The organism is Rhodococcus sp. 14-1411-2a (genome assembly GCF_002259485.1).
Classification (GTDB): Bacteria; Actinomycetota; Actinomycetes; order Mycobacteriales; family Mycobacteriaceae; genus Rhodococcoides.
Genome location: NZ_NPGA01000022.1, coordinates 69,407 through 89,450, shown reverse-complemented (window position 1 = coordinate 89,450; position 20,044 = coordinate 69,407). Strand labels below are relative to the sequence as shown.

The following is a 20,044-nucleotide window of genomic DNA, read 5'->3' as shown; positions in this document are numbered from 1 at the left end:
GGACCAGGTCAGCCGAGCAGCCGCTGCATGGTCTCGATTTCCTGCTGCTGGGTGGCGACGATGGTGCGGGCCATCTCCAGGGCGTCAGGGTTGGAACCGTCTGCGATTTCGGTGTTGGCCATCTCGATGGCACCGGTGTGGTGGGCGATCATCATCGTCAACCACTGGCGGTCGAATTCGGGTCCCGACGCTGCCATCAACGCGTCCATGTCCTGAGCGGTCATCATGCCGCTGTCGGAGCTGTGGTCCATCCCGCCCATCTGACTCATGTCAGCCGAGGGCGCGGGCTGGCCCCACTCGGTGAGCCAGGTGGTCATCTGGTCCATCTCGGGCTGCTGTGCGCCGGCGATCGCCGATGCCAGCGACAGCACGTCCGGGTTGTCGGTGCGGCCGTTCGCCATGTCGGCCATCTCGACTGCTTGGGCGTGGTGCGGATACATCATCTGCGCGAACATCACGTCGGCATCGTTGAACTCTGCGGACGCGCTTGCTTGGGCCGAGGACATCGGTGCCGAGGACATCGAGCCCATGGAATGCCCGTCCATCGACGACTCGGTCGAGTCGTTGCTACAGCCGACGACGAGGAACGCGCTGGCGGCGGCAGCAGCGAGTGAAGCCATGACTTTGGTACGCATGTGGAATCTCCTTGCAAGAGTGGACAATCAGGGGTGTGTGACGTGTTTCGGTCCGCCGGTCGACGCGCGTCTACCGGGCTCCCTGTCACACTCGCAAGGTCACCGATCTGTCCAACTCCCACAACGTCCACGGCGGTGCACGTTCGAGCGTGGAATCGGTGCATCCGACGGTCCGGTTGAGTAGCGTCGGTACTGGATCGATGGCTGCGCTCAACGCCGGGACCGTCAGCGCGGGCGACGACACCGTCGTGCCCACACAAGGGTGCATCATTTGGTGGGCCGTCGGGCAGTCGTGCTCCCCGGCCATCACCGGAACCGACATAGTTTCGGACATATGAAGCGGCGTCGCCATCGAGGCACGGCCGCCGTTCAACGACATCGAGCCGGTTACGGACATCGACATCGGTGTCACCGAATGCATCAACAGGACACCGAACACCGTCAGTGCAATTAGCAGACCGGTCACCGAGGCCGTGCCCCGTCGACCACGTCTGACTGCCAATTGCATGCCCTTGACGGTAGCAGAGATACCCCCCAGGGGTAATGGCGAACCAGGGGATCGCCCGCCCTCCGCTGTCGGGCAGAGGCCGAATCTCTGGGAAACGCCGCCCCAGTTAAGGAGCTGTGCACTCGACTTCTGAACCAGTGCAGCTCACTTCTGAATCTGACAATCTGTCAGTTTCAGAAGACGGCTGCACTCATTGCAGGCGTTACGAGGGTGAGTGCACGTGTCTTCTGACATTCTGATGTCAAAAGTGCGGTGCACGGTCGCATGTTCGGCTCTCGGTGACAGGGAGGCTTGTGATGGACCCCGACAAGCTCGACGTCGTGGAGACCGGTGTGCTGACAGCGTCGGGGGAGCGGTGGTCCCAGGCCGAGACCCGTTTCGCTGTCCTGGCTCCCTTGCTGGAGATGCATCCGGTGCGTTCGGAAGCGGTCGACGCTGCAGCGCAGCGCTTGGGACTGTCCAGGCGGCAGGTCTACACGTTGGTCGGCAGGCTCAGGAACGGGACGGGGACGGTCACCGATCTTCTGACGAAGGTCTCGTCGGGTGGGCGTGGCCGCAGCCGAGTATCCGCTGAGGTCGAGGAAGTGATCGCCGACCATCTGACTCGATACTTTCTTCACCGTCAGAAGCTCAGTGTCGCTGCGCTGCATAGACGTATCGCATTGGCCTGTCACCGTGCGGGTCTGCCTGTGCCGGCCAGGAACACCGTCACCGCGCGTATCGCCGGCCTCCATCCGGCGTCGGTGGCCAGGTCACGCGGGGGACCCGATGCCGCCCGGCCGCGTCAGTCCGCCGGCGACGTTCCACCGGCGGTTGCGGGGATTCTCGATCAGGTCCAGATCGACCACACCGTCGTCGATGTGATGATCGTCGACGAGTACGAGCGTCAAACGATAGGTCGCCCCTACTTGACGATCGCCATCGATGTCTTCAGCCGTACCGTCCTCGGGTTCGTCGTCACTCTGGAGGCACCGTCAGCCGTATCTGCTGGGTTGTGCCTGGGCCGGGTGTGCAGCGAGAAGCAGACGTGGCTCGAAGCATGCGAGCTGGCCGAACAGGTGCAATGGCCGATGGCAGGCAAGCCGAAGCGGTTATACCTCGACAATGCCGCCGAGTTCAAAAGCGAAGCGTTACGCCGCGGATGCGCCCAGCACGCGATCACCCTCGAATACCGTCCACCGGGCCGGCCGCATTACGGCGGGATCGTCGAACGCATTCTCGGAACGGCGATGACGGCTGTGCACGAGCTACCCGGGACCACTTTTTCGAACCCCGCGGACCGAGGAAATTACGACTCGGACAAGCACGCCGCGTTGACATTGCGCGAGTTGGAGCGCTGGCTGGTTCTGGCGATAGCCTCGTATCACGCGAGCGTGCATTCAGGGATCGGGAACACTCCGGCCGCCGTGTGGGCCGGCGGTGTCGCCGCAGCTGGTCATGCCCATCGTGTGGTGCTCGGCGAGACCGCGTTCCTGGTGGACTTTCTTCCCGTCATCCGGCGACGTCTGACGCGCACGGGCTTCGTTCTCGATCACGTGCACTACTTCTCGAACGCGCTCAAACCGTGGGTTGCGCGGCGAGAGGAGTTGGGGCGGTTCGTGATAAGACGTGACCCACGCGATCTGAGCAGAATCTGGGTCCTCGAACCAGACGGTGCAGGCTATGTCGAGGTGCCGTACCGGACGATGTCACATCCCGCGGTGACACTGTGGGAGCACAGAGCTGCTATCGCCCGTCTCCGCGAACAAGGTCGGTCGAACGTTGATGAGAGCGCACTGTTTTCGATGATCGAGCAGATGCGTGAGGTCACCGACCGCTCGCAGAAAGCCACCCGCAAAGCCCGGCGCAACCGTGCCCGCCGCACGCATCTCACCGGCGCCGCGTCTGCACCGATCCCGGCGATCCACCCGCCGGTGGAGCCTGAAACGGACGGCGGCACCGCAACGCCGGTCTTCAGCGACATCGAGGAATGGTGAGCCGATGACCGCATCGAAAGGAAGCAGCAACGAACCCACCGAGTCGTCCAGCGAGGATTTGGGGCACCTGCGGGAGTCGGTTCGACCGCTCACCGCACTCGACGACGCGGAGCGGATCCGGTTGATCCGGTCGGAGAGATGGACGGGTATCCGCAGGCCCGTACGGTCATCGACCATCTGGAGACGTTGCTGTCGTGGCCGGACCGACAGCGTATGCCGAACCTACTGTTGCTCGGTCCGACGAACAACGGCAAGTCGATGATCATCGAAAAGTTCCGGCGCACTCATCCGCCGATCAGCTTGTCCGACCGCGAGCAGATACCGGTGTTGTGCATGCAGATGCCCCCGGACCCGTCACCCGGCCGGTTCTACCTCGCACTGCTCACAGCGTTGGGAACACCGACCAGGCCCCGCAATCGGGTCCACGAACTCGAACAGCAAGCATTGATGCTGCTCCGCGCCACCGGCGTGAAGATGTTGATCATCGACGAGCTCCACAATGTTCTCGCCGGCCGCGACAACGTCCGCCGCGAATTCTTGAACGTGCTGCGATTCCTGGGCAACGAACTACGCATTCCTCTTGTCGCTGTCGGAACCCGCGACGCCTACCTCGCCATCCGGACCGATCCCCAGCTGGAGAACCGATTCCACCCCATGACTTTGCCGGTCTGTACCAACACTGCCGACACCAGATCACTGCTGGCCAGCTTCACCACGAGCTTCCCCCTCCGTAAACCCTCGCACCTGACATCACCGGAGATGACCGACTACCTCCTCACTCGCTCCGAGGGCACCATCGGTGAACTGACAACGCTGCTCACTGCCGCAGCAGTGACCGCCGTCGACAGCGGAGAGGAAGCGATCACCTCATCGGTGCTCACGCGCACTCTGTACCTCGGTCCCACCGAGCGGCGCCGCCAGTTCGAGCGCCACCTCGCGTGAACGCGCGGCTCGCACCGATGCCCGGTGATGCGTACGTTCGCCCGTGGCCGCTGCATCCGCAGCCACTGCCAGGTGAGGCCCTCTCGTCCTGGGTGGCCCGGATATGCGAGCTGTATCCGCACATCAAGCCTTCTGACCTGCTTGCAGACCTCGATATCGATTGTGCTGTCGAGGATCTCGACCGCTACACACCGGAGCCGATACTTATCGAGCTGGCCGGTCGCGGCGCAGTCCCGGTAGAGAGGGTGCGGATGATGACGTTGGCGGGGTGGACACCGTGGTTGCTCGACAGCACCGACCCCGCCGACTGCGACTTCGACACCTACGTCCACCAGTTCTCGATCCTGCTACCGGCCGACCTCGCGAGGGAGGATCGACGACGTCGCACACCCACGAGCGAGGCATGGTTGCCGTGGGCGAGCACTCCGCGTAGTCGGGCATGCCCGGCATGTGTCGACAGCCTCGAATCCACTGCTGGTATCAACATGGCTCTGCTGCAGCAATATCCGGTGCTGAGCAGCTGCCTCGACCACCGTTGTCGACTCGAACCCTGCTCTGTTTTCCCTGGTCATGCGATCTTCTGGGATCAGGTCCGGTTCGGTTCGGACGAACGGGTCTCGCCCGTTCCGGTTCCCTCGGCGGTCACGGACCTCGATCGGCGCAGCACCGAGGCCCTGACGACGGGATGGGTGGAACTCGGCCCAGGCCGGGTACATGCCGCAGTCTGGTTCCGACTGCTGCGCACCGTCGTCGACGAAGTGTCCTCACCACTGGTTCGCACCGGACGGTGGGCGACGAGACTCGTTGCGATCTGGAAGGCCGCCGGTCGTTCCCGCCCGCTCCGGACCGCGTGGGTTCCGTTCGAGGACCTGCACTGGGACGAGCAGGCGAAAGTCCTCGAGGCCGCAGCGATCGGCATTGCGATGGTCGAGAGCGGTGAGATCGACGCCGGCGGTGCGCACGCATCTCTGCTGAGCCCACGACCGTATGAGCCGGTCGATCCCGGGACAGCTCCGACGCGCTCGTCTTATCCCGCACCCGAGCGCGATTTATGGGCTGACGCGCACGCTGCGGCCGAGGCCGCCATCGCGGCAGCGCGCGTCGATCCCGCATCCGCCAGTTCGTTGTACAACTTCCTGCGCTGGGGGTGCCGCACCGCAGCGGAGCTGGATGAGACGGTGCAACTGTTCCTCGACCACGGGATCCCGCTGCACCATCCGCCGACATAGCTATCGCCCGATGGAGCGGGGTCGTCCGCGGCGCACACGCGGCGACAGCCGAGAAGCCCGTTTTCGCGCCCGGGTCATAGTCACCAACGTTATCTGTGCGGTGACCGACGAGAATTTTCCTTCCCGCACCATCATCGCGAAAAGGCCTGCTCAGCGTGTTTTCGGCTTGAGAGGTCTGTCGGAGGTGCTCGCTACAGTGCTTGTCATGGCAGATCGGCAGCTCGGTAAGGTCGGGGACGCGGATTCACTCGTCTCGGTGAGTGGTGTGGCAGTGTTCCCGGACCTACCGGTCGAGGTCGCTGCTCGGATAGAACAGTCGATCGCAGCTTCTCGTTCGGCCGGAACACGCCGTGCCTATGCCTCGGCGTGGAGGCGATTCGAGAACTGGTGCATCGTCCTCGGGCACCAGGCTTTGCCGGCGCATCCCGCAACGGTGGCGGCGTACCTCGTCGGCGCTGCCGACACGCTCACCGTCGACGGGACGCGGGCGTATGCGCCGTCGACGTTCGACAAATGGATCGCGGCGGTCACGGACCGCCACCGCGCTACTGGACACGACAACCCGTGCGGGCACGAGATGGTCCGCGCCACCCTCTCGGGTATCCGGCGGGATTACGCGTCTGCGGGGGAGCGGCCCCGCAGGCCCCGTGCCCCGCTCCTCACCGCTGACATCACTACGATCGTCGACCACGCCCGACGCACTGCAGCGGGCTGGGCGTCGGAGGTCCTCGAACGCCGCGACACCGCGCTACTGCTGATGGGCTACACCGGCGCATTCCGCCGCAGCGAACTCGTAGCGCTCGAATGCCGCGATGTCCACCGCGACCGCCTCGACGGTGCGCACGTACGTATCCGGAAGTCGAAGACCGACCAGGACGGCACCGGAACCGTGAAAGCACTCCCGTTCACCGACCGCCACGAGTCATGTCCGGTCTGCGCGTGGGTGCGATGGCTGCAGATCGTCGCAGCGTTCGACACCGGCGGCAGAGTTGCTGTCATCCGAATACTTTCCCGCGCAGTGGAATTCGACTCCCATATCTGCCGCGGCACCCTTCCTGTGGTCGAGAAACGGTCCCCTCTGTTTCGGTCCGTCCGTAAGAACGGCAACCTCTCCGACACAGCCCTGTCCGGAGCCGCGGTGCACGCGGCGATCCGCCGCCGCGCTACTCGAGCTGGATACGGCCCCGTCACCGTCGCTCAGCTCGGCGGGCATTCCCTCCGTTCCGGCTTCGTCACGCAGGCCTTCCGCAACGGAGCTGACGCGCATGCGATCATGCGCCAAACCGGGCACACCACACCCGCAATGGTCGAAACATACGCTCACGAGAATGCGCCACTGGTCGGCAACGCCGTCACCGAGCTCGGCTTATGACCAGGCACCCGACCGAGCCAGTGAGCGGCGACGGGACGACCGGGGTAGATGCTGACCACGACGACCGCCCTTGTCCGATACGTGCATCGGACATCACGAACACGTCGATACCGAGGCGGGATCGGCACACGTGGTCACTGTTCGAGGACTGGTGCACCGCCCATGGCGAACCCCCATTGGCGGCCTCTCCTGAGTCACTTGCTCGGTTCCTGTATGCGCACCCCGCCGCGCCGACGACCCAACGCCGTCGGATCGCGGTGATCGACTCCGCTCATCATCGGCATCTATTACCTCCTCCAGGGCGCGCTGAGACCGTCCGGGCTGCGCTGGATGGGGCCCGCACGTCGCGCCTGCAGGAGGTGGCAGCCGTGATCGGCGGAATCATCGCACGGCTTCCCGAATACGGTTGGCCGTCAGCGTTGTTTGCACGCAGAGACGTACTGATCCTCACGCTCGCTACGACAGGTCTGCCGTACACGCAGATCGCGGCCCTGCGGGCATGCGATGTCACCGCCGATGCGGGTCTCGACGCCCTTCGCGTCGAGACAGGCCGCGGCGTTCATACCCTCACCTCCCTCGCGCTGGCGGGGACGGGCATTTCTCCGCGCACGGTGTACCAGCGCTGGTGTGAGGTGCTCGGCCATCAGGCCCGGTATCCGAGCACCCGAATGCTCGCCGACGCTTTCGATGCCGTGGACGGCACCGGGCTCGGCGGATACGACCGGTATTTCGACCCGGCCGGTCAACATCCGCTGTCGACTGCGATCGACCGGTGGGGCCACACCCCGTTGGCTGCGACCCCGCTGACCGCCCGTGCGGTAGCGGGCATCGTGCGAATGCACTGGGACGGAAGGGCACCCACCCACCTGCAGCCCACTGCGCGGTCACAACATCCGGAGCAGATCGCGGCACCGGATCCAGTACCGCGGGTTCTACTCGACCCCGGCTACTACGAACGCGGAACGCTTGCGCGTAGACACGCCCACGGTCTTCTCGACGACGTGGACTCTGTCCTGGCCGATGTCGAAACCCGCGCGGACAGCCTGTTGGAAGCTCTCGTCGACTTTCTCGAATCGGAGACCGCACGCGTGCCGGCCGACACCGTCGAGTGACTAGTGGTTGGTACTCGGGTTTGCACACACTCTTCTTCTCACGGCAGGGAGGCGGTGACGTCTCAGAAATCTCCGAGATGAAGATCGATCAGGCCGCGAACGAACGAGGCATCGATCTCGACCCCGTTCTGCGGGGTCTACGTCGAATCCGGGTCGTCTGAGAGTCGGGGATTTCGGAAATCTTTCGGAGAGCGTCCGGTCCAGCGTTTGAAGGCGTGAGAGAAGTTGGCGAGGTCGCTGTATCCGAGTTCGGTAGCGATCTCGCTGACCGAAACCGATCGGTCGAGGAGCCGTAGCATCGCGCGTTCGTACAGCAGCGAGTGGCGCACCTTGCTATAGGTGGTTCCTTCTTCGGCAAGCCGCCGTTTCAACGTGCTACTCGACATCGACAATGCTTGTGCAACATCATGGTTGGTTCGCTGTCCGAGGTCCTTTTCCAACTGTTGCCTCACCTTCTCGGCGGATGACATGGACCCACTCCGCTGGGCGAGTGTTCGCTGCAGATCAGTGATAGCGAGACGATATGCGAGGGGGTCCGAGAAGCGACAAGCCTTGTTTAGTGTGTCCTCGGGTACGTGGACGAAGGAAATCGGAGCGTCGAAGAACCGGCGATTCGCCGGACCTTTGTCGTGGCTCACCTCGGTCGGCTCCGGCCAGCTCAGATGGAGTGTCACCGGCGATATGTCACCGGCGAGCATGTCCAGCAGTCGTAGTAACGCCGACCCGCCGTAGGTGATGACCAAGCAGTCCAGTGCGGAATCGCCTGTGTGCGCAGTGAGCCCGACGATCAGACCGTAGTCGCCGGTGTGGAACTGCGATTTCAACGCCGTGGAGATCAATGGTAGGTATGTCAGGAGATCGACGATCTCGGCGACCGAACCAGCGCTGATCAAAGGTGAACTCAGGGGCCCGAACGATGTCAACTGGGCCTGCTCGGCAAACGCAAATCCGAGTCGAGTGGCCTGGGCGATATCGAGTTCGGGATAGACCTCCCGAAACCACCGTATCGGCGCCTGGACGTCATGCTGAATGAGCGTCGCTTCACTGGTTCCTTCGCGGTGCATGATCGCGCGAAGCCGCGCGGCGGCGTCAGGGTCGAGTGCGCGGCGTTCGAGCAGCTGCACGAACGCAAGCGGTGGCACGCCCTCGTCGCTCAGCTTCACGGTGACCCCTTTGACCCGAATTCACAAGTTTATGACTCCACCGAACATAGCCGTCACCCGCGTTTGCGACGACACTTTCGTCAATCACGCCGGAAAACGAGGAGTTGACATGGCAGCTGTAATTTTCGTCGCCCACGATGGTGAGAAGCACGAGGCGGCTCTGGTCGAAGGTCGCTCGCTGATGCAGATTGCAACCGACAATGCTGTGCCGGGGATCGATGGAGACTGTGGGGGCGAAACGGCCTGTGGCACCTGCCATGTGATCGTCGACCCGCAGTGGTCAGGAGAGGTGGGTCTGTCCGGCGCCGACGAGGAGGAGATGCTGGCGATGAACCCCGAGCGTGAACCCACGTCTCGGTTGTCGTGCCAGATGGTGGCCTCGGAAGCGTGGGATGGCCTGATCGTTCGAACACCTGAATTCCAATTGTGATGTGCGAAAGGCAGGCACGACAGCATGAAAGTTTCTGAGTCGATCGCCGACAAGGTCCAGTCGACCATCCCGATAGGGCTGCAGATCCAGGGCGCTCATTTGTACGACAAGACCCGACGGTGGGTGACTGGCACGAATGGCAAGAAGATCTTCGTCGAAAGTCCCATTCCACCGGTCGAGGATGTCGAGCTCGCCGACATCGACCTCAGTAACCCCTTTCTTTACAGACAAGGGCGGTGGCAGTCGTACTTCGAGCGCGTGCGGAACGAGGCACCGGTTCATTACCAACCCAATAGTCCGTTCGGCCCGTTCTGGTCGGTCACGCGCCATGCCGATATCGTGGCCGTCGACAAGAATCACGCTGTGTTCTCGGCCGAACCGTTCATCGTCATCGGCGTTCCGCCCCGGTTTCTCGATATCGAGATGTTCATCGCGATGGACCCGCCACGCCACGACAAGCAGCGCGCTGCCGTCCAGGGGGTTGTCGCACCGAAGAACCTCCGGGAGATGGAGGGACTGATCCGATCGCGGGTACGGGAGGTATTGGACGACCTCCCCTTGAACGAGCCGTTCGACTGGGTGCAGAATGTCTCGATCGAGTTGACAGCTCGGATGCTCGCAACTCTTCTGGATTTCCCCTACGAACAACGCCGCAAACTCGTCTACTGGTCCGATTTGGCAACCTCGATGGAGCAAGCCAACGGTGGGCCCTCGGACAACGACGAGGTGTTCGAGGGCATGCGTGACATGGCGCGTGGCCTCAGCGCTCTCTGGCATGACAAAGCAGCCAGGAGGTCTGCAGGGGAAGAGTCCGGTTTCGATCTGATCACCATGTTGCAGAGCAACGAGGACACCAAGGATCTGATCGATCGTCCGATGGAATTTCTGGGCAACCTCGTCCTGCTGATCGTCGGTGGGAACGACACGACGCGTAACTCGATGAGCGGTGGCGTTCTTGCGTTGAACCAATTCCCCGACCAGTTCGAGAAATTGAAGGCCAATCCCGATTTGATCCCCAACATGAACTCGGAAATCATCCGATGGCAAACACCCTTGGCGTACATGCGCCGAATCGCCAAAGCCGACACCGTTCTGAACGGACAATTCATCCGCAAGGGTGACAAATTGGTGATGTGGTATGCCTCGGGTAACCGCGACGAACGCGTTTTCGAGAATCCTGATGATTTCATCATCGATCGTGCCAATGCGCGCAATCACATCGCGTTCGGATTCGGTGTGCACCGGTGTATGGGCAATCGGCTGGCCGAAATGCAGCTGCGGATTCTGTGGGAGGAGTTGCTTCCCCGCTTCGAGAACATCGAGGTCGTCGGCGACCCCGAGTATGTTCAGTCGAATTTCGTGCGGGGCATCAGCAAGATGATGGTGCGCCTGACGCCTACTTCCAGCGTATGACATCGCAACGGGCGATCATCGTCGGCGCAAGCCATGCTGGGGCACAACTGGCAGCTAGTTTGCGCCAAGAAGGTTGGACAGGCGACATCGTCCTCATCGGTAACGAGTCTGCCGCTCCCTATCAACGCCCCCCGCTGTCGAAGGCATATCTGGCGGGCAAATGCGTACTCGACGATATCGCCATTCGCAGCACGGACTTCTACTCCAAGCAAGGTATTCAGCTCCTGAACGCGCAGGTGGAGGCCATCGTTCGGTCGGAAGGCAACGTCGTTCTCGACACCGGGGAGAAGCTGGCCTACGACAAGCTCGCGCTGTGCACGGGAGCCCGCCCTCGTCGGCTCACCGTTCCCGGGGCCGATCTCCACGGGGTCTACTACCTGCGCACCGCAGCGGACGTCGAGAGGATACGTATGGCCACCGGCCCTGGCCGGCGGGTGGTGATCGTCGGAGGCGGCTACATCGGACTCGAGACAGCGGCATCGCTGCGCGCACTGGGCGTGCAGGTCACAGTTCTCGAGGCAACTGGGCGTGTGCTCGAGCGGGTCACTGCTCCCGAGGTTTCGACGTTCTTCGAGCGGATACATCGCGAGCAGGGAGTCGACATCAGAACGAACGCGATGGTTCAGGGCCTGTCCGGTGACCGTGAGGTTCGTGAAGTCAGTTTGGCCAGCGGGGAATCGATCCTCGCAGATCTGGTCATCGTCGGTGTCGGCGTCGAGCCGAACACCGACCTCGCCGCCGATGCGGGTCTTGTCATCGACAACGGCATCGTGATCGACGATCACACTCGGACCAACGACCCCGACATCATGGCGGCGGGGGACTGCGCGAGCCACGACATGGCCCGTTACGGCCGTCGACTACGGTTGGAGTCCGTCTCGAGCGCAGGAGAGCAGGCCAAAGTCGCTGCGTCGACCGCCTGCGGGAAGTCCAGAAAAATCGAAGCGTTGCCGTGGTTCTGGTCGGATCAGTATCACTTCAAGCTGCAGATCGCCGGCCTCAACACTGGATACGACGAAGTGGTTCTCAGTGGTGACCCCACCCGCGACAGTGATTTCAGTTGCTTCTATCTCCAGGCCGGTGAGCTCATTGCCGCCGACTGCATAGGTCGCCCGCGCGAGTTCATGTACAGCAAACGGGTGATCGCCCAGCGACTCCCCGTCCAACGCGAAGACCTGATGCTCGGCGCACTCGCGCGCAACTGACCGATCCTTCGGTCGTTGTGCACACAACAGCAACCGGTTTGCTCAGAGAAGGGAACATCGGCGATGACCATGACAGACCGCCCGCCCGGGGCACATACTACGCAGCCACCACACGCGTACCTGGGAGCAACGGACTTCCTCGACATCGAGCACGAATCCGTGCGGGCGTTCACCGCCGCGGTAATCGGGGATGCGAGCAGCGACCGTGACAAGGCCAGACGCCTCTTCGCCGCCGTCCGCGACCGGATCTGGTACGACCCGTACACCGTGTCGGACGATCCGGCCCACTATCGGGCGAGCTTCGTCCTCGAGGCCGGGCGCGCTTATTGCGTCCCGAAGGCGGTGCTGTTGACCGCAGTGTGCCGGGCGGCGGGTATCCCGGCACTGCTCGGCTTCGCCGACGTCCGAAATCACCTGCAGACCGAGACGTTGCGCGCGCTGATGGGCGGCACCGATCTGTTCGTCTACCACGGCTACAGTCGCCTCTACATCGAGGGCCGGTGGTTGAAGGCCACGCCGGCATTCAATGTCGAGTTGTGCGCTCGTTTCGGCGTGCCGCCAGTGGAATTCGACGGCGATCGCGATGCTCTCATGCATGCCTTCACCGCAGACGGAGCTCAGCACATGGAGTATGTCCGCGAGCGAGGAGTCTTCGACGACCTACCCTTGAACGCGATCTTGACGGTGCTTCGGCACGCCTACGGCCCCACGATCTTCACGGGCGCTCACCCACTCGATGATGTTTTCACCGGCCGCACCCGGCCGGACGAAACTCCCGGGGATCGAAACTCGCCGCGGGAGTCTCGATGAACACAAGCGGTGAGAACATACGCGCCGAACCCCGTATCGCGGCCGACTGCCGATCGGTCGGAGCTCTCTCCGCGAACAATCGCGATCGTGAACACTCGGACCGCCTCGGACACCTTCGAATCGGGTGAGCCGATACCTGCTGGCAGAGCTGTGCCACATGACTGTCTCGTCGGCGCGGCCGTGGTAAGGCCGACACCGGAAGTTGCACCGAACAGACGAGACCCGTTCTGCCGCTGGGGTTGCGGCTGCGGGCGATGAACGACCGATCCGAACGCCTCCCCGGGCACGAGACGACGCGCGATACCCATATCCCTCTCCCGTGTGCGCAGCCGCTACCGCGAGAGCGGGCCGACAGGCGTCTACCGATGTCTCTCATCTATGCAAGGAGCGCAGCATGACGAACAACGCACCTCACACCCCCGCCAGGACCGTGGCGATCACAGGTGGAGCTCGCGGCATCGGCTATCAGACAGCGAAGGAGTTGATTCGACGAGGCCACCGGGTCGCCATCGGCGACATCGACGAGGCACGTGCGAAGGAGGCCGCCGCCGAACTCGGGGTGAAGGTCGTCACCCGACTCGACGTCACCGAACCTGACTCGTTCACAACGTTTCTGGACCTGGTCGAACGTGAACTCGGACCCCTCGACATCCTGATCAACAACGCGGGCATCATGCCTACCGGCCACGCCCACGAAGAGGACGATGCAGTAACCCGGCGTCAAGTCGAGATCAACGTCCTGGGTGTCATCTTCGGGACCAAACTGGCTCTTCAGCGCATGCTGCCGCGCCGCACCGGACACATCATCAACACTGCGTCATTGGCCGGCGAGCTCGCGGTACCTGGTTTGGCGACCTACTGCGCTACCAAGTTCGCAGTCATCGGATTCACAGAGGCCGCACGACTGGAGTACCGCAAGTCAGGGGTTCGACTGTCCACAGTCCGCCCGACGTTCACCAACACCGAACTCGTCGCCGGAACCGCCGGCGCAAAGGGATTACGCAACGCCGAGCCGGAGGAGATCGCCCGCGCGACAGCAGATCTGATCGAGAATCCACGCCCCTTCGTCCGCGTCACCCGTCTCGCAGGCGCAATGGTCGCGGCGGTGAAATTCGTCCCCCGGCGGCTGGCGACCGGACTGGGTGCGGCCCTGAACACAGATTCGGTGTTCCTCGCGGACGTCGACATGGCTGCTCGCCGAACGTATCTCGACAGAATCCGGAACAGCTGAGCGTGCCGACACGCGCGCTCGACCAGCAACCCGAAAGGCAGTCACAGTGACCCCCACGACTCTGATCGAGAACTATCCCCACCGGATGGGAGGGCACTGCGGGTCGGGTGCAATGCGAGACCTTCTCCAGTGGCACGGTCTGGGATGGGACGGACCACCCGACGAGGGGTTGGTGTTCGCACTGGGTGGTGATCTGGGTTTGTCCTACCTGCGATCGGACGACCTGGTCCCACCGATGTACCTGGTCGGCCGCGGTGCCGACTTCGAGATCGACTTACCGCGCAGGCTCGGCGGACAAGTCGAGGTTCTCACGACCGACGATCCCGGTGAGGGATGGTCATGGGTTCGCGACGACATCGATGCGGGAAGACCCAGTCTGGTCTGGGCCGATATCGCTGAGCTGCCCTACTTACGGGTGAAACTGCAGATGAGTCGCCACGACATCGTGGTGATCGGCTACGACGAGATCGGGGGGACTGCCTCGGTCGTCGACAACGATCGGGCCGACGTGCAGAAGATCCCGCTCGACGCGCTGGCTCGGGCGCGATCTTCCACCTCGTTCCCGCAACCGACACGTCACTGCACGTACCGAATCACGTGGCCGCAGACACTGCCGCCCGTGTCGACTGCCGCGGCCGCGGCCTTCGCCCGATCCGCCGCCAGCATGCACGCCCCATCGACACCGGGAATAGCCGACCACATACCAGCAGCCGGTGCCGACGGTTTGGCCGCGGTCGACCAGCTGGCAACCGACGTCAAGAGCTGGGTCGACCTTCCGCCCGATGACCTCGAGACGCTGCTGTTCAGTCTCGGTATCTTCATCGAAAAGGCCGGAACCGGAGGCGGGCTCTTTCGTCGGCTTCTCGCCGACGGCTGTACCGAGATTGCACGTCTGACCGGTGATCCCGCTACCGCAGACCTCGCGGTGGCCGCCGATCACTGCGCCCAGGCCTGGACCGAAACTGCCCGCGCCGGAACACAACGCGGTCTCGATGTACGAACACGCGCAGCTGCGGTGGCCGTGTCGGCTGCCAGACTGTCGGAACTCGAGCTGATCCTGGTGGAGTCCCTGGAGTCTGCTTCACGCTCGCTGTCCGCCATCACGAGATGATGCCCACCGTCGTTCGATGGCGCGCGGTACACGGGGCGCATCGCACTGTGCTGCAGCTGTCGTCGCCGACACCGTACGCCCTGGCGACCTCACTGATCGGCTTGGAAGAGTCGATGACCTCTCGGCACAGTTCGTCTTTGAACTCGGTGCTGAAAGATCGACGCGATCTGCTCATGCTTGTAGATCCCTATTCCAAGCGGGTCTAGTGTCCGAATCCCTGGGCCGATCAGATCACGACGCCAGCCACTGGGCTGCGGGGTGGATGACCCTCATCTGCAACCTCGCCGACGTTTTCAACGCGCGGTTCACTTCTGACATAGTGCAGTTTATCTATCGAAACTAACAGCGGTGCAGGCCGAGCGCACGATGACGCGACAGACTCGGCACAATTTTTTTTCACGACAGAGAGGTCCGACCATGAAAAGAGTTCCGGACGAGGTCAGCGGGTCGGCCGGCCCGGCTGTCGAGAACTGGGCGCGCTCGTTCTGGAGCACGAGTTTCGACTCGCCTGATCTACCGCCCCACCACCCCGACTGTCTTGGTTGTGGGCCGCAGAACCCGCACGGCCACGCCCTGTCGGTCCAGCGTGACGAGAACGGCGTGGTGGCTCACCATGTGTTCGATCAACGTCATGTCGGGGCACCCGGGATAGCACACGGAGGCGCGGTGGCGACCGTTCTCGACGATCTGTTCGGCTTCCTGCTCTACACAGTGGGTGAGCTCGCCGTGACGCGGCGTCTCGAGCTCGACTACCTGGCGCCGGTTCTGCTCGGCACTCCATACGTATTGCGTGCTGCCGTTCGGTCTCGTGATGGGCGCAAACTGGATCTCACGGCCACGATGGACGATGCGCAGGGCCGCTCGGTAGCCACCGCTACTGCCCTGTTCGTGGTGGTCGAGGTCGAACACTTCATGCAGTCCCAAGCCCGAGCCCAACTCCGGGCCACGGACACGAATCACACCGAAGAATAGACACCCTGGCCGACCTTCACCGACGTCCATCACCCGCGGTGGCTGTCGTACGGCTGCGTCTACCTGGCGCAAAGACGGCGAGGACGAGTGCCCCAGCGGCGGTCAGCGCCGCCAACGACAGTGTCGCCTGACCACTTCCGTGTACGAATGCGGCGCTGGCGAACTCGGCCAGCGGCTGACCAGCTGGTCCTGCGCGGTCGGCGACCTGTAACGCGGCGGCCAGAGAATCGGCCACCGGACCACGGGCAGGCTCGGGTAGCTGGGGCAGAGCCGGCTGAATGTGCTGAACGTAACCGGCCGCGAGCACGCTACCGGCTACCGCAATCCCAATCGCGGCACCGATTTCGCGAGCTGCGTCGTTGACCGCGGCAGCCACCCCGTGCTTGGCCTCAGGAGTGTCCGAGACGATGGCGAAAGTCGCAGGGGCGGTACACAACCCCAAACCCGCACTCATGATGAGCAAGGGCCACAGCAGGTCAGGGTAAGTCGCCGCGACGGTCAGTCTGCTCACCATCACCAGTCCCGCCGCGATGGTGAGCAGACCTACAGTGGTCATCACCCGCAGCCCAACAATGTTCGACAGCCAGGGTGCAATCACCGAGATCACGATGAGCGGCACGACCATAGGGGTCAACGCCAACGCGGCGGTGAGCGGTCCATAACCGAGAATCAACTGCAGATACTGCACCAACAGCAAGAACACCCCGAAGGTCACCAGAAATTGGATACAGACAGACAGCGCGCCGGCACCGAAACCACGGCGGGCGAACAACCGGACATCGAGTAGGGGTGCCGAGGAACGTAGTTCTACGACGACGAACACCGCAACCGCAAACAAGCCCACCGCAGTGCTGATGGCGACGAGCGAATCCGACCAGCCACGGGCCGGAACCTCGATCACAGCGAAGACGATCGCCCCGACCGCGACAACTACGGTCACCGCGCCCACCCAATCGACCGGTGGATGCTCCTGCTGGCGGGACTCCGCGATACTGCATGCCAACCCGGCCAGAACCGCTCCGGCGACGGTCAACCCGACGAACACCGAGGTCCACGACCACTGCTCGAGCAGCACACCAGCCCCGAGGATGCCCAGGACCGCCCCGGATCCAGCAACCCCGGCCCACACACCTACAGCGCGGCCGCGATGCGCCGGTGGAAATCCCGCGGTCAGTATCGACAGCGTCGAGGGCATGACCAGCGCCGCACCCGCCCCAGCCAACGCGCGAGCAGCGATCAGCCACGCCGGGTCGGCGAGAAACAAGGGCAATGCCGACGCGAAAGCGAACAACGCCAACCCCGCCACGAGCACCCCCCGGCGACCGTACCGGTCACCGATCGCACCGGCAGGCAGAACGAAGCACGCCAAAACCAACGTATAACCGTCGACTATCCAGGTCAGTTGGGCTTGCGTCGCCCCTGTCGCGACCGCGATCTGGGGCAACGCTGAATACAATGCTGCCATTGCGGCCACCACCAACGCGACTGCCATGCACGACACAATCAACATCCACCACTGGGCACCGCTCCATCGAGCGACGCTGGCAGAGTCGGATCTACGTTCGTTCAACGGCCAGCCTCCCAGTTCGAGACTGATCGTCTCGGTTCGAGACTATTAGTATCACAACTCTGCGGGTGTGACAGAATGATCAATCGAGGACATGTCTTGTCAGTCAAATGGAGCGGAGCCCGTTCATGGTCGACCCTCTCGTTGCAACCGAGGGCTCGGCCGACCCCCGGCTGGCGCGCTCACGTAACCGGTTACTCGAAGCGGCCGGTCAGCTGCTGTCCACCGGCGGTGTGGAGGCGGTCACCGTGGAGGCGGTCACCCGCATGTCGAAGGTTGCACGTGCCACTCTGTACCGACATTTCGGAAGTACCACTGACCTGCTCGCTGCAACCTTCGAGCGACTATTACCCCCAGTCGACACCGATATCGATACCGGTCCGCTACGTGAACGTCTGATTTCGTTGCTCACCACCCAAGCCGACCTCATCGACCAAGCTCCGGTGCAGATGACCACGCTGGCCTGGCTGGCAATGGGGCCCGTCAACAGCGGCGACGCCAGCCGGCGCGATCTCGATCCTGGCGCGGTGGTCTCGCTTCGGGCCCGTGTCATAGAGCAATACCGCAGGTCCCTGGATCAGATCCTGACGGCGCCTGACGCTCGCGCTGTGCTCGGCGAGATCGACACCACCTTCGCCCTCATTCAGCTCCTCGGACCGATAGTGTTCGCTCGCCTCACAGGACTGCGCCACATCCACGCCGACGACTGCATCCAAATCGTCGACAACTTTCTCGCCGCCCATGCCGCAAGTGTCCGATCGAGCACTTCGCGCGACAACAGCCGTCCATGGCCGGCCGCGGCGCTAGACCCGCAGCTCACCGACGGCCAGTAAAACTTGATGGGAAATTTCACCATCAATGCGCTATCCAGTCAGGGATCGCAGCGCTCACTGGATAAGGCCGGACGTGTGCTCGAGAACTCGGAGTTGCACTGCAGTGCACTTCTGACATCGTGCAGCCGTCTTCTGAAACTGACAGACAGCACTGCGTCGGCGCGGACCTCGACGACTGCCAACACAAGTGCGCGCTTTCCGGCGAAGTGCTGGTAGAGCTGTGACTTCGAGGTTTCGCTCGCGGCCCGGACGTCGGCCAGGGTCGTGGAAGCAACACCGCGCTCGTACATCAACTGATCGGCCGCATCGACGATTCGTGCCTTCGTTGCGGCACCGCGCGTGGTCAAGCGGCGCGGGCGAGAGCCGCTAACGCTGTCGGTCATCTCCCCAGGCTAACTACACCGGTGTCGAGATCAGGGCTTCGCGGCCGGGCCGGGCCGAAAGATGGCCCGCGCCCGACCGGACGACCGCTACGCTCCCGCGCCCGACGAACTCCGATCAGGCAGCACCCAACCATCGCGGGGGAAGTGGCAGGTGTAGCCGTTCGGATATTTCTGCAGGTAATCCTGATGCTCGGGCTCAGCCTCCCAGAAAGGGCCGATCGGCTCGATCGTGGTGACCGCCTTACCTGGCCACAAACCCGACGCGTCCACATCGGCGATCGTGTCGCGGGCGATCCGCTCCTGTTCCGGTGTGACGGGGAAGATCGCGGACCGGTAGCTGGTGCCGCGGTCGCCTCGCTGTCGGTTCAGCGTGGTGGGATCGTGGATCTGGAAGAAGAGCGCCAGGATGTCGCGATAGGTCGTCTCTGAGGGGGCGAACACGATCTCGATGGCTTCGGCGTGGCCCGGGTGGTTGCGATACGTCGGATGCTCGTTATGTCCGCCGGTGTATCCGACGCGGGTCCCGAGTACCCCGGGATGACGGCGGATCAGGTCCTGCATCCCCCAGAAGCACCCGCCGGCCAGGACGGCCGTTTCCGCTGTCGCGCCGCTCGTGATCGTCTCGGTGTTGTTGATCTCGTTGGTCATGAGGCCGCTCCGTTCGAGGAATTTTGGTCGGTGTCGAACAACGTGGCGAAGTCGCCGTACCCTTCTTCGACCAGCCTGGAAGCGGGTACGAAGCGCATTGCGGCCGAGTTCATGCAGTACCTCTGGCCGCCGGGTTTCGGTCCGTCAGGGAACACGTGCCCGAGGTGGCTGTCGGCACCTGCCGAGCGCACCTCTGTGCGGCTCATCCCGTATGTCCGATCCACCTCGGTCGTAACGGCGGCGGCGTCGATGGGGGCGGTGAAACTGGGCCATCCTGTGCCGCTGTCGTATTTGGCGGTGGACGAGAACAGCGGCTGACCCGAGACGATGTCGACGTAGATGCCCGGTTCGTGGTGGTCCCAGTACTCGTTGCGGAACGCCGGCTCGGTCCCGCCCTGCTGCGTCACCCGAAGTTGCATGTCGTTGAGGCGGCTGACCGACTCAGGAGTCTTGCGGTAGTCGTTCGTCATCACGTGGGCTCCTCCTTGCGAATGGCGCGGCGGC

20 protein-coding genes and 1 pseudogene are annotated in these 20,044 nt (G+C 63.3%); 13 read left to right on the top strand and 8 right to left on the bottom strand.

Going from position 1 to position 20,044, the window contains the following annotated elements:
* Positions 1-8 precede the first annotated feature (8 nt).
* Together CH291_RS26000 and CH291_RS25995 are read right to left on the bottom strand one after the other, a co-directional pair.
* Positions 9-635: a DUF305 domain-containing protein gene (locus tag CH291_RS26000; protein ID WP_094689017.1), complete on the bottom strand. Its 627-nt coding sequence runs from the start codon at positions 633-635 to the stop codon at positions 9-11.
* Between the two features lie 85 nt (positions 636-720).
* Positions 721-1,143: a hypothetical protein gene (locus CH291_RS25995; RefSeq protein WP_032370903.1), complete on the bottom strand. Its 423-nt coding sequence runs from the start codon at positions 1,141-1,143 to the stop codon at positions 721-723.
* Positions 1,144-1,439: 296 nt separating this feature from the next.
* Here CH291_RS25995 and CH291_RS25990 point away from each other — a divergent pair, with 296 nt between their 5' ends.
* From CH291_RS25990 to CH291_RS25970, 5 genes are all read left to right on the top strand, one after another.
* A complete protein-coding gene (locus CH291_RS25990; RefSeq protein ID WP_032386874.1) occupies positions 1,440-3,119 on the top strand; it encodes a Mu transposase C-terminal domain-containing protein in 1,680 nt (559 codons plus the stop codon).
* A gap of 138 nt (positions 3,120-3,257) precedes the next feature.
* A complete protein-coding gene (locus CH291_RS25985; RefSeq protein WP_255122989.1) occupies positions 3,258-4,061 on the top strand; it encodes a TniB family NTP-binding protein in 804 nt (267 codons plus the stop codon).
* Entirely contained in the window at positions 4,058-5,290 is a 1,233-nt protein-coding gene (locus CH291_RS25980; RefSeq protein ID WP_176456963.1) for a TniQ family protein, read from the top strand. The genes CH291_RS25985 and CH291_RS25980 overlap by 4 nt, the downstream gene beginning before the upstream one ends.
* 205 nt (positions 5,291-5,495) lie before the next feature.
* A complete protein-coding gene (locus CH291_RS25975; protein WP_094689016.1) occupies positions 5,496-6,662 on the top strand; it encodes a site-specific integrase in 1,167 nt (388 codons plus the stop codon).
* 368 nt (positions 6,663-7,030) lie between these two features.
* Positions 7,031-7,774: a recombinase gene (locus CH291_RS25970; RefSeq protein WP_255175797.1), complete on the top strand. Its 744-nt coding sequence runs from the start codon at positions 7,031-7,033 to the stop codon at positions 7,772-7,774.
* A gap of 137 nt (positions 7,775-7,911) precedes the next feature.
* On the opposite strand, the gene CH291_RS25965 is transcribed toward CH291_RS25970, so the two are convergent.
* Positions 7,912-8,937: a helix-turn-helix domain-containing protein gene (locus tag CH291_RS25965; RefSeq protein WP_094689015.1), complete on the bottom strand. Its 1,026-nt coding sequence runs from the start codon at positions 8,935-8,937 to the stop codon at positions 7,912-7,914.
* A 109-nt stretch (positions 8,938-9,046) separates the two neighbouring features.
* Here CH291_RS25965 and CH291_RS25960 point away from each other — a divergent pair, with 109 nt between their 5' ends.
* The 6 genes from CH291_RS25960 to CH291_RS25935 all read left to right on the top strand — a co-directional run bounded on the left by CH291_RS25960 (position 9,047) and on the right by CH291_RS25935 (position 15,137).
* Positions 9,047-9,367: a 2Fe-2S iron-sulfur cluster-binding protein gene (locus CH291_RS25960; RefSeq protein ID WP_024793405.1), complete on the top strand. Its 321-nt coding sequence runs from the start codon at positions 9,047-9,049 to the stop codon at positions 9,365-9,367.
* A gap of 24 nt (positions 9,368-9,391) precedes the next feature.
* Complete coding sequence (locus CH291_RS25955; protein ID WP_032370839.1) at positions 9,392-10,780, top strand: cytochrome P450; 1,389 nt, start codon at positions 9,392-9,394, stop codon at positions 10,778-10,780.
* Positions 10,777-11,985, top strand: a complete 1,209-nt coding sequence (locus CH291_RS25950) for an NAD(P)/FAD-dependent oxidoreductase (RefSeq protein ID WP_094689014.1) — start codon at positions 10,777-10,779, stop codon at positions 11,983-11,985. The genes CH291_RS25955 and CH291_RS25950 overlap by 4 nt, the downstream gene beginning before the upstream one ends.
* Positions 11,986-12,054: 69 nt before the next feature.
* Complete coding sequence (locus CH291_RS25945) at positions 12,055-12,795, top strand: transglutaminase-like domain-containing protein (RefSeq protein WP_094689069.1); 741 nt, start codon at positions 12,055-12,057, stop codon at positions 12,793-12,795.
* A gap of 394 nt (positions 12,796-13,189) precedes the next feature.
* Positions 13,190-14,026 carry an SDR family oxidoreductase gene (locus CH291_RS25940; RefSeq protein ID WP_027498262.1) on the top strand — a complete coding sequence of 279 codons (837 nt, stop codon included), beginning with the start codon at positions 13,190-13,192 and terminating at the stop codon, positions 14,024-14,026.
* Between the two features lie 46 nt (positions 14,027-14,072).
* Positions 14,073-15,137, top strand: a complete 1,065-nt coding sequence (locus tag CH291_RS25935; RefSeq protein ID WP_032382558.1) for a BtrH N-terminal domain-containing protein — start codon at positions 14,073-14,075, stop codon at positions 15,135-15,137.
* Positions 15,138-15,192: 55 nt separating this feature from the next.
* Here the strand turns inward: CH291_RS25935 and CH291_RS27295 are convergent.
* A pseudogene (locus CH291_RS27295) lies at positions 15,193-15,312 on the bottom strand (transposase); the annotation flags it as partial.
* Between the two features lie 242 nt (positions 15,313-15,554).
* Between CH291_RS27295 and CH291_RS25925 the strand changes: the two are divergent.
* The gene (locus CH291_RS25925; RefSeq protein WP_032364186.1) at positions 15,555-16,109 is read left to right on the top strand and encodes a PaaI family thioesterase; all 555 of its coding nucleotides are present in this window, start codon (positions 15,555-15,557) and stop codon (positions 16,107-16,109) included.
* 16 nt (positions 16,110-16,125) lie between these two features.
* Here CH291_RS25925 and CH291_RS25920 read toward each other — a convergent pair whose 3' ends face one another.
* Positions 16,126-17,601 (bottom strand): MFS transporter, encoded by a 1,476-nt coding sequence (locus tag CH291_RS25920; protein ID WP_373455169.1) that lies wholly within the window; start codon positions 17,599-17,601, stop codon positions 16,126-16,128.
* 203 nt (positions 17,602-17,804) lie between these two features.
* Between CH291_RS25920 and CH291_RS25915 the strand changes: the two genes are divergently transcribed.
* Positions 17,805-18,509 carry a TetR/AcrR family transcriptional regulator gene (locus tag CH291_RS25915; RefSeq protein ID WP_032364248.1) on the top strand — a complete coding sequence of 235 codons (705 nt, stop codon included), beginning with the start codon at positions 17,805-17,807 and terminating at the stop codon, positions 18,507-18,509.
* A 38-nt stretch (positions 18,510-18,547) separates the two neighbouring features.
* On the opposite strand, the gene CH291_RS25910 is transcribed toward CH291_RS25915, so the two are convergent.
* The 3 genes from CH291_RS25910 to msrB all read right to left on the bottom strand — a co-directional run bounded on the left by CH291_RS25910 (position 18,548) and on the right by msrB (position 20,010).
* Entirely contained in the window at positions 18,548-18,892 is a 345-nt protein-coding gene (locus tag CH291_RS25910) for a TetR/AcrR family transcriptional regulator (RefSeq protein WP_170949169.1), read from the bottom strand.
* A gap of 87 nt (positions 18,893-18,979) precedes the next feature.
* Positions 18,980-19,540, bottom strand: a complete 561-nt coding sequence (gene msrA, locus CH291_RS25905) for a peptide-methionine (S)-S-oxide reductase MsrA (RefSeq protein ID WP_032385464.1) — start codon at positions 19,538-19,540, stop codon at positions 18,980-18,982.
* A complete protein-coding gene (msrB, locus tag CH291_RS25900; RefSeq protein WP_032385463.1) occupies positions 19,537-20,010 on the bottom strand; it encodes a peptide-methionine (R)-S-oxide reductase MsrB in 474 nt (157 codons plus the stop codon). The genes msrA and msrB overlap by 4 nt, the downstream gene beginning before the upstream one ends.
* Positions 20,011-20,044 lie beyond the last annotated feature (34 nt).

Coding starts and splice junctions, on each gene's coding strand:
- CH291_RS25960 (WP_024793405.1), top strand. CDS start 9,047: ATGGCAGCTGTAATTTTCGTCGCCCACGATGGTGAGAAGCACGAGGCG.
- CH291_RS25945 (WP_094689069.1), top strand. CDS start 12,055: ATGACAGACCGCCCGCCCGGGGCACATACTACGCAGCCACCACACGCG.
- CH291_RS25915 (WP_032364248.1), top strand. CDS start 17,805: ATGGTCGACCCTCTCGTTGCAACCGAGGGCTCGGCCGACCCCCGGCTG.
- CH291_RS25925 (WP_032364186.1), top strand. CDS start 15,555: ATGAAAAGAGTTCCGGACGAGGTCAGCGGGTCGGCCGGCCCGGCTGTC.
- CH291_RS25920 (WP_373455169.1), bottom strand. CDS start 17,601: ATGGCAGTCGCGTTGGTGGTGGCCGCAATGGCAGCATTGTATTCAGCG.
- CH291_RS25950 (WP_094689014.1), top strand. CDS start 10,777: ATGACATCGCAACGGGCGATCATCGTCGGCGCAAGCCATGCTGGGGCA.
- msrA (WP_032385464.1), bottom strand. CDS start 19,540: ATGACCAACGAGATCAACAACACCGAGACGATCACGAGCGGCGCGACA.
- CH291_RS25990 (WP_032386874.1), top strand. CDS start 1,440: ATGGACCCCGACAAGCTCGACGTCGTGGAGACCGGTGTGCTGACAGCG.
- CH291_RS25955 (WP_032370839.1), top strand. CDS start 9,392: ATGAAAGTTTCTGAGTCGATCGCCGACAAGGTCCAGTCGACCATCCCG.
- CH291_RS26000 (WP_094689017.1), bottom strand. CDS start 635: ATGCGTACCAAAGTCATGGCTTCACTCGCTGCTGCCGCCGCCAGCGCG.
- CH291_RS25940 (WP_027498262.1), top strand. CDS start 13,190: ATGACGAACAACGCACCTCACACCCCCGCCAGGACCGTGGCGATCACA.
- CH291_RS25975 (WP_094689016.1), top strand. CDS start 5,496: ATGGCAGATCGGCAGCTCGGTAAGGTCGGGGACGCGGATTCACTCGTC.
- CH291_RS25985 (WP_255122989.1), top strand. CDS start 3,258: ATGGACGGGTATCCGCAGGCCCGTACGGTCATCGACCATCTGGAGACG.
- CH291_RS25995 (WP_032370903.1), bottom strand. CDS start 1,143: ATGCAATTGGCAGTCAGACGTGGTCGACGGGGCACGGCCTCGGTGACC.
- CH291_RS25910 (WP_170949169.1), bottom strand. CDS start 18,892: ATGACCGACAGCGTTAGCGGCTCTCGCCCGCGCCGCTTGACCACGCGC.
- msrB (WP_032385463.1), bottom strand. CDS start 20,010: ATGACGAACGACTACCGCAAGACTCCTGAGTCGGTCAGCCGCCTCAAC.